Source organism: Rahnella sp. CJA17(1/100) (assembly GCF_963881615.1).
Taxonomy (GTDB): domain Bacteria; phylum Pseudomonadota; class Gammaproteobacteria; order Enterobacterales; family Enterobacteriaceae; genus Rahnella; species Rahnella aceris.
Genome location: NZ_CAWOJA010000041.1, coordinates 1 through 1,094, shown reverse-complemented (window position 1 = coordinate 1,094; position 1,094 = coordinate 1). Strand labels below are relative to the sequence as shown.

General features: G+C 51.5%; 1 protein-coding gene. It reads right to left on the bottom strand.

Annotated features, from left to right (window positions below; translation table 11 throughout):
- The coding region (gene tuf, locus AACU55_RS16785; protein WP_134707156.1) for an elongation factor Tu at window positions 1-1,094 on the bottom strand (1,094 nt) is incomplete at both ends.

Genomic DNA, 1,094 nt, shown 5'->3' with positions numbered 1-1,094 from the left:
CCTACAGTACGGCCGCCTTCACGGATTGCGAAACGCAGACCGTCATCCATCGCGATTGGGTGGATCAGGGTAACAACCATGTTCACGTTGTCACCAGGCATAACCATCTCAACGCCTTCTGGCAGTTCGATAGTACCGGTCACGTCAGTTGTACGGAAGTAGAACTGTGGACGGTAGCCTTTGAAGAATGGAGTATGACGACCACCTTCATCTTTGCTCAGGATGTACACTTCGGAATCAAACTTGGTGTGTGGTTTGATTGAACCTGGTTTAGCCAGAACCTGACCACGTTCGATATCTTCACGTTTGATACCACGCAGCAGAACACCAACGTTCTCACCAGCACGGCCTTCGTCCAGCAGTTTGCGGAACATTTCAACGCCCGTACAAGTAGACTTAACAGTGTCCTTGATACCGACGATTTCAACTTCTTCGCCCACTTTAACGATACCGCGCTCTACACGACCGGTAACAACTGTACCACGGCCGGAGATGGAGAATACGTCTTCGATTGGCAGCAGGAATGGCTTATCGATAGCACGCTCTGGCAATGGAATGTAGCTGTCCAGTGCTTCTGCCAGTTCGATGATTTTCGCTTCCCAAGTAGCATCGCCTTCCAGTGCTTTCAGCGCTGAACCTTTGATGACCGGGATGTCGTCGCCTGGGAATTCGTAAGCAGACAGAAGTTCACGAACTTCCATTTCTACCAGTTCCAGCAGTTCTTCGTCATCTACCATGTCGCATTTGTTCATGAACACGATCATGTATGGAACGCCAACCTGGCGACCCAGCAGGATGTGCTCACGAGTCTGAGGCATAGGGCCGTCAGTTGCAGCAACAACCAGGATAGCGCCGTCCATCTGTGCAGCACCGGTGATCATGTTTTTCACGTAGTCGGCGTGCCCTGGGCAGTCAACGTGCGCGTAGTGACGAGTCGGGGTGTCATATTCAACGTGAGAAGTGTTGATGGTGATACCACGAGCTTTTTCTTCTGGTGCGTTATCGATCTGGTCGAATGCGCGTGCAGAACCGCCGTAGGTTTTAGCCAGAACGGTAGTGATTGCTGCAGTCAGGGTAGTTTTACCGTGGTCAAC